At 51.2% G+C, this 6,669-nt stretch carries 7 protein-coding genes; 4 read left to right on the top strand and 3 right to left on the bottom strand.

Going from position 1 to position 6,669, the window contains the following annotated elements; translation table 11 throughout:
- Window positions 1-293 (top strand): hypothetical protein (locus tag FC99_RS14095; RefSeq protein WP_235805853.1); only part of this gene is annotated, 293 nt, incomplete at its 5' end.
- A 95-nt stretch (window positions 294-388) separates the two neighbouring features.
- Window positions 389-1,924: a multicopper oxidase family protein gene (locus tag FC99_RS02725; protein ID WP_048734756.1), complete on the top strand. Its 1,536-nt coding sequence runs from the start codon at window positions 389-391 to the stop codon at window positions 1,922-1,924.
- 449 nt (window positions 1,925-2,373) lie between these two features.
- Here FC99_RS02725 and FC99_RS02720 read toward each other — a convergent pair whose 3' ends face one another.
- Window positions 2,374-2,712: an ArsR/SmtB family transcription factor gene (locus FC99_RS02720; protein ID WP_048734758.1), complete on the bottom strand. Its 339-nt coding sequence runs from the start codon at window positions 2,710-2,712 to the stop codon at window positions 2,374-2,376.
- 70 nt (window positions 2,713-2,782) lie between these two features.
- Between FC99_RS02720 and FC99_RS02715 the strand changes: the two genes are divergently transcribed.
- Complete coding sequence (locus FC99_RS02715) at window positions 2,783-3,385, top strand: CadD family cadmium resistance transporter (RefSeq protein WP_048734761.1); 603 nt, start codon at window positions 2,783-2,785, stop codon at window positions 3,383-3,385.
- A 54-nt stretch (window positions 3,386-3,439) separates the two neighbouring features.
- On the opposite strand, the gene FC99_RS02710 is transcribed toward FC99_RS02715, so the two are convergent.
- Both FC99_RS02710 and FC99_RS02705 read right to left on the bottom strand, forming a co-directional pair.
- Complete coding sequence (locus FC99_RS02710; protein WP_048734763.1) at window positions 3,440-3,931, bottom strand: hypothetical protein; 492 nt, start codon at window positions 3,929-3,931, stop codon at window positions 3,440-3,442.
- A gap of 111 nt (window positions 3,932-4,042) precedes the next feature.
- A complete protein-coding gene (locus tag FC99_RS02705; RefSeq protein WP_048736354.1) occupies window positions 4,043-5,056 on the bottom strand; it encodes a YeiH family protein in 1,014 nt (337 codons plus the stop codon).
- Window positions 5,057-5,220: 164 nt separating this feature from the next.
- Here FC99_RS02705 and FC99_RS02700 point away from each other — a divergent pair, with 164 nt between their 5' ends.
- Entirely contained in the window at window positions 5,221-6,096 is an 876-nt protein-coding gene (locus FC99_RS02700) for a LysR family transcriptional regulator (RefSeq protein WP_048734764.1), read from the top strand.
- The last annotated feature ends 573 nt before the right edge of the window (window positions 6,097-6,669 follow it).

The following is a 6,669-nucleotide window of genomic DNA, read 5'->3' as shown; positions in this document are numbered from 1 at the left end:
ATAGAACCACCTCAAAATTATTAGTCTCTCTGTCTAATAATTTTACGGCACTTCAAGAAACGCTGACTAACAACACCGACACAGTGTTCTGTCTGGCCTCCTCCGGCTTTGCCGAGTTCGACCCACCGCTACCAATCGGATTTCCTTACTCCTATTGTTTTTGTATTTTGAAATTTCGTTGTGATTGGCTGGAACGTTGGTCAATCACTTTTTTGTTTCAGGTTGTTCCGGCATGCCTTGTTTCAAGCCGGTTTCACACGCCGGTTCTGTTTCATCCGTGTTCCAAATTTTGATGAGTCATTTCCTCCGTTCGACTGAATGCGGTATCATAAATATATAAGTAACACGGCCGATTAATGACCAAATAAATTGTGGAGGAGTCTACAGGATGACAAAATCAATTTACACGGATTACTTCTTTGATGAAGCGGCGTTCAACACGCACGATGGGGGCTACGTTCCGTTGGAGGAACCGGACATTCCGCAACAACCTTTGCGGGTACCGCCACTGTTGAAGCCGGACAAAGAAACGGCGACGGATACATACTATACGGTCGAGGCACAGGCTGGGGAGACCCAACTTTTACCTGGCAAGAAGACTAAGACTTGGGGCTACAACGGCACGCTGTTGAGCCAAACCATGGTCTTTGCCAAGGGGAAGACTATGCACATCGACTTGAAAAACAGTTTGCCAGAACTGACCACGTTCCACTGGCACGGCTTGAACGTTCCTGGTCCCTATACCGATGGTGGGTGTCACGCGCCTGTTTACCCTGGAGAAACGAAGCACATCGACTTTAAGGTCGACCAACCGGCAGCCTTGCTGTGGTTGCACGCTCATCCATGCCCATCAACTGCCGAACAGGTTTGGCATGGCCTAGCTGGGACGGTCATCGTGACCGACGAACAAGAAGCTAAATTACCATTTCCGAGAAATTATGGGGTCGATGACATTCCGTTGGTCTTGCAAGACCGGCGTTTCCATGCGGATAACCAGTGGGATTACAATGCCGATTACGATCCGGATGGCGTTCAAGGTCCTACGGCAATGATCAATGGGACCATCAACCCGTACTTTGACGTCACGACGCAACGCCTACGCCTACGAATTTTGGACGGCGCGAACCGGCGCGAATGGCGGCTACATTTCAGCAATGACTTGCCATTTACGCAAATCGCTTCCGATGGGGGTGTCATGCCAGAACCCGTTGAATTCACGCACCTCATGTTGACCTGCGCGGAACGGGCGGAAATTATCGTGGACTTTGGCAAAATCAAGCCGGGTCAGACCGTCACATTGTACAGCGACGACGTGCCATTGGTCCGTTTCAGAATTCACGATTACCAACGCGATGACGTGACGTTACCGGAACACCTCGTGGACATTCCAGACCCAGAAGTGACGCCTGGAACGCCAGTGAGAAAAGTCGTCATGTCTGGCATGGACGAACAGGTTATGATCGACGGTAAAAAATTTGAAATGCAACGGATCGACGCCCGGCAAAAGGTCGGTAACGTTGAGCTGTGGGACATTACGAACACCAATGACATGGACGCCGGCATGGTCCACCCGTTCCACATGCACGGCACGCAATTCCTAATCGTTTCGCGAAACGGCAAGGCACCGTACCCGAACGAACGCGGCTTCAAGGACACGGTCGGCGTGAACCCCGGTGAAACGGTCCGCATCAAAGTCTGGTTTGAACACACCGGTGTCTACATGTACCATTGCCACATCATCGAACACGAAGATGGCGGCATGATGGCCCAAATCGAAGCATACGATCCAGACCATCCCAAGACTTATAAGCTGATGGATATGGACACCCTGATGAATGCCGTCGCTAAGGAACGCGGCATCGACGTCAAGGATCTCCATCTGGCCGGGATGAGTTCGTATGAGAAGATGGGAATGAAGATGTAAGAGTGCGGAGCGAGCCGTTTAGACTCTGAGCATTAGTGGGAAAAGACCTCCTGGTCGGCAAAGCCGGCCAGGAGGTCTTTTCGTACTAAGCACAGGAGTCTGGCTCGCGGAGCACGTTTCGGAAGCTGCCAGGATTGGGATAGAGTGGCGAGGGAAAATCTAACGCCTTCAGATAATGTGGCCATTAACACCTGGGTCATTGGTGAAAGGGGGTTAAGCGCAGGGACCTGGCTCGCGGAGCACGTTTCGGAAGCTGCAAGGAACGGGATAGAATGGCGAGAGTAAATTCAACGCCCTCAGACAAAGTAGCTATTAACACCTGGGTCATTGGTAAAATGACGTTAAGCGCAGGAGTCTGGCTCACTCCGCACGTTTCGGAGGGGCAACACTGATATTAAATTCGCACCGAACCAAAAAAGGCGGCCCCGGAATAACTTCCGAGCCGTCTTTTAGTGACCGTGCATTTTGCCGCGCAGCACGTGGTCTACGTGGGCCAATGTTTCGTTGACGATGTCCAGGATATGCGGATCGTCTAGCTGATAAATGCTCTGCTTGCCCACGCGATTGGCTGTGACCAGTTGTTCCTTCTTCAGGAGGGCCAACTGGTGTGAAACGACCGACTGTTCCACTTGTAACAGGTCGCTGAGCTCACTAACGTTGAGTTCACGCTGTTCCAGCAGGTAGAGAATCTGTAAACGAGTAGTGTTGCTGAGCAACTTGAAAATGTCTTGAGAGGCGTCTAACGCCGGTTTTTGAATGAGTTTGACTAAATCTGGTGAATCCGCCATTTGGGGGTTGCTCCTTTCATATGAACATGTTAACATATGTTGTAGATAACATACATAAGGGGATGGGCACATGTTAAAGACAATCTTAACGGGAGTCACGGCCTACATTTCAACCGGGCTCGACTACCTAGTTATTTTAATGGTAATCTTCGGCCGCGTAAAGCACCAAGACCGCTGGGTGGTCCTAATCGGGGACTTTTTGGGGACCATCGTGTTGGTTGGGAGTTCGCTCGCAATCGCGTTCTTCTTGGGTTTCGTGCCCGCGCCGTGGTTGTTGGGACTACTGGGCCTGATTCCGATTTATTTGGGGATTAAATTGTGGGTTCAGGGTGACGATGATGACCAGGATGCTATTGCCGGCAAGGTAAGTGATCCCAAGAGTTTGATTCTTAGCGTAGCACTGATTACGATGGCAACTTGTGGGGCGGATAACGTCGGGATTTACGTCCCGTTATTTACCACGGTTGAACCTAGCAGTATTCCTCTGATTCTGGTGACGTTTGCCGTGATGGTCGTTATTTTCTGGGAACTGGGGTACCGGCTCGCTTGCTTGCCAAAGGTGGCGGATGTCCTGGAAAAGCAGGGACGTTACATTACCATTGCCGTTTACATTTTAATCGGATTATACATTATCTGGGAGAATGGGACGGTGCAACATTTACTTCAAATGTAAATTAAAACGAGTGACCTTGCCGCAAATCTACGGTCGGGTCACTCGCTTTTTTAATTAATCGTTATCGACATCGTTGACGCCATCGACGTCCTCGTCTTCGGTCTCACTCACCCGGTGCCACTTACCGTTGTCCTGGTAGGCAGCGTAGGCCCAAACGCGTTTCACCTTTGGGGCGGATACGGTCGTTGTAAACTGGTTATTTGCCTTTAGTTTGACCGTCAGTGTTTTCTGATTGACCGTCAAGCGGACGTGAGTGGCCGGGTGTTTGACTTGACCTTGGCCTTCCCGTTCCACTCGACCGGTGATGCGGATGCGCTGACCACTAGTTGAGGCTTGTTGGGCGTCCAGGTTATCGATCTCATAGGCGTATCGGTTGGCGGCGGTATCGTGGTCGTCTGAATCGTCGTCGATCGTTTCAACCTTAGTCGAGGTCGCTGACGGCGTGGCCTGCTGCGCTTGACGGTGGTTGGTGTAGAGTAGGGTGCCCAGCACAGCGATGACGGCGACGGCAATGATGAGTAAACTGTTCTTGAGTTTGTTGGACATGGGGGAGCTCCCTTCTGTGCAAGTCAAATTAAGGACTAGTGAGTGACACCAGCTATCATAATCACTATTAATTATAGCATGACTTGTTCAGGGGAGCGATAAGTTTGCCAGTTAAAAGAATAACTTACTGGCAATCGTCACGCCCGTCATCAGAACTACGGAAGACAGAGTTGCGGCGAGAAAGGCATTGCCACCACGCTGAAAAATGACGCGGAAGTTGACGCTCATGCCTAGGGCGGCCATGGCCATTCCCAGGAAAATGTAGGCTAATTTGACCAAGCCAGCCAACGCAGCGGTTCCTAGTGGTAGCCAAGTGCCAATCACGCTGGTCAATAGGAAGCCGGCCATGAACCAAGGAATTGGCAACTTTGCGCGACCTTCTGATGCAGAAGCCGTGGTTGTTTGGCGTTGGTACCACCAGCCGATGATCAACGCTGCGGGGGCCAACAAGAGGACCCGCGAGAGCTTGGTGATGATGGCCGTGTCCAAGCTAACTGGACCGCCGGCGCTACCAGCCGCAACGGCGTGCGCGATTTCGTGGAGTGAGCCCCCGGTCATGACGCCAAATTGGACCGCCGTTAGATGTAAGAGGGGTTTCAGACCAATTTCAACCAGGGTGAAGACCGTCCCTAAGATGGCGACGATGGCCACGGCCAAGACTTCGTTTTCCCGTTGGCGTTCGGCCTTGTCGGGGCTGACCTTGATCTGCGGGGAAACGCCCATCACGGCAGCGGCACCACAGATGCTGGTCCCCGTGGCCGTTAAGATGGCGAGGTCGCGCTCAACGCCCAGTTTACGGCTCAGGTTGTAGGTTAGGAGCACCATTCCCGTGACCACGACGGCGGCCAGGGTAATCGTTTTGACCCCGGCTTGGGCCAGTTGAATCAGGTTTAATTTGAATCCTAAAAGAATAATTCCTAATCGTAAAAATTTATTGCTGATGAAGCCGATTCCTGCGCGATTCGCGTTAACTGCCCGCGGTGCCAGCTGACAGGCCATGCCGAGTAGCAGGGCAATGACCAAGGCACCCACCAGGTTCAAATAGGGTAGCTGGGCCAACTCGCTTCCGGCGACCGCGCAAATCAAGGTCAGGCCGGCTGCGCCCCAGAAGCTCCGAGTAACCATCGTTGTTCGAATATCCAAATCAATCTCCTCCTCAAAATAAAAGGTGTCGTTATGCAGCGCGGCACCCAAAAATCAATAGCCTTAGTTTACCTGAAATTGATTATAAGTTAAAATTGGTATATTTAATAACGTTATAAATTCTACTTATCAAGGAGGCCAAGCTAATGTTGGATGCTCGGTACCATACGTTTTATGTCCTGTCACAGACGAAGTCCTACACGCAAACGGCGCACAAACTATTCATCACACAACCCGCCGTTTCACAGCAGATCAAAGGACTAGAGGCCGAACTGGACGTGCAACTGGTCCGTTACCAACGGCCCCGGCTGACGATTACACCGGCCGGCGTGGAGTTGGCGGCGTTTATTCAGCGAGTTCAGGTTCAGGCCGACAAGTTGGTGGGGGAGCTGCGCCATCCACAAGCGCCACAGCAGGTCACGTTCAGTACGACCCTGTCGTTGAGCGAGTTCTTGGCGCCCCAACTGATTCAACGATTGCAGGCGGCCTATCGACAAATCAGGTGTCAGGTGACCAACACCCAGGCGGCATTGACGGCCATTGACGAGGGGACCAGTGACTTTGCATTGATTGAGGGCAATTTCGACAAGTCGCGCTACGACTATGAAATTGTGCGTCAGGAGCCATTCGTGGCGGTGGTCGCCGCGGACCAGCCATTGGCACAACAGCAGACGGTGGATTGGGCGGACCTCACGACGTTGCCGCTGATCGTCAGAGAAGAGGGGTCGGGCAGTCGTGAGATTCTGGTGAACTTAGCCCAGGCGGCCAACGTGACGTTAGCGGAGTTCCCCCAACTCCTGACGGTCAATAATCCGGCCGCCATTCGGCAACTCTTGTTGCGTGGGGTGGGCGTCAGCTTTCTCTACCGGTCGGTGGTCGCCGATGAATTAGCGGCGGGCACGCTGAAGGTCCTTCACCTGCCAGCGGGGCACCTGCGTCACGACTTGGATTTGGTTTATGCCCGCGACAGCTTTTATGCGGCTGACTACCGGCAGTGGGCAAGGGAACTGCGTGAAATGTAACTTGTCGGTTCAGATGTATAGTAGTTTTCAAACAGAAAAAAAGGGGCTAAGGCTAGATGGTTTTAGTCCCTTTGTTTTGAGCGAAAGTTAAAAGCCAGTCTCATCGCTGTTCTGAATCCTTGCTGGAAAGGATGGCTTTAATTATTAGTTCTAAGCTGATCAAAAATTCACCGAGAGCGCCAAACCATCTACTGCCAAAGAGACTATCGGAAAATTGATTTCCAGGAACGAGGGAAGTAATTGATGAAATGAGGAAAACGACCCCAAACCAGAAACCACCTTTACGAAAAAAAGTAAAATTTATTTTTTTAGTCATCATGCCACCCTCAGTCGTCTTTATACTCCGAAAGTATAGTCTAAAACCTCAAGATTAGACAGATGAAGCCGTTAGGAAATTAAATAATTTCAATAGACAGACGGTTGGATTAGTTTTGTGCGTTCTCTTTCTCAGGCCCAAGCATCTCCTCAGCTGGCGAAATCACTGGTAGCCGTAGTGCGGATATTTAAAAACTCCTATAACCCAATTCATTCATAAAAGGACTAGAATGTTTTGACTGTTCCTACATCTCAAGC

The organism is Levilactobacillus koreensis JCM 16448, from assembly GCF_001435525.1.
Classification (GTDB): Bacteria; Bacillota; Bacilli; order Lactobacillales; family Lactobacillaceae; genus Levilactobacillus; species Levilactobacillus koreensis.
Note: the sequence above shows the minus strand (reverse complement) of the source record. Positions and strands in the feature narration are given on the sequence as shown.

Bases quoted from the DNA above. Each gene is read 5' to 3' on its own strand.
- FC99_RS02725 (WP_048734756.1), top strand. From the start codon at position 389: ATGACAAAATCAATTTACACGGATTACTTCTTTGATGAAGCGGCGTTC.
- FC99_RS02710 (WP_048734763.1), bottom strand. From the start codon at position 3,931: ATGTCCAACAAACTCAAGAACAGTTTACTCATCATTGCCGTCGCCGTC.
- FC99_RS02705 (WP_048736354.1), bottom strand. From the start codon at position 5,056: ATGGTTACTCGGAGCTTCTGGGGCGCAGCCGGCCTGACCTTGATTTGC.
- FC99_RS02715 (WP_048734761.1), top strand. From the start codon at position 2,783: ATGTTAAAGACAATCTTAACGGGAGTCACGGCCTACATTTCAACCGGG.
- FC99_RS02700 (WP_048734764.1), top strand. From the start codon at position 5,221: ATGTTGGATGCTCGGTACCATACGTTTTATGTCCTGTCACAGACGAAG.
- FC99_RS02720 (WP_048734758.1), bottom strand. From the start codon at position 2,712: ATGGCGGATTCACCAGATTTAGTCAAACTCATTCAAAAACCGGCGTTA.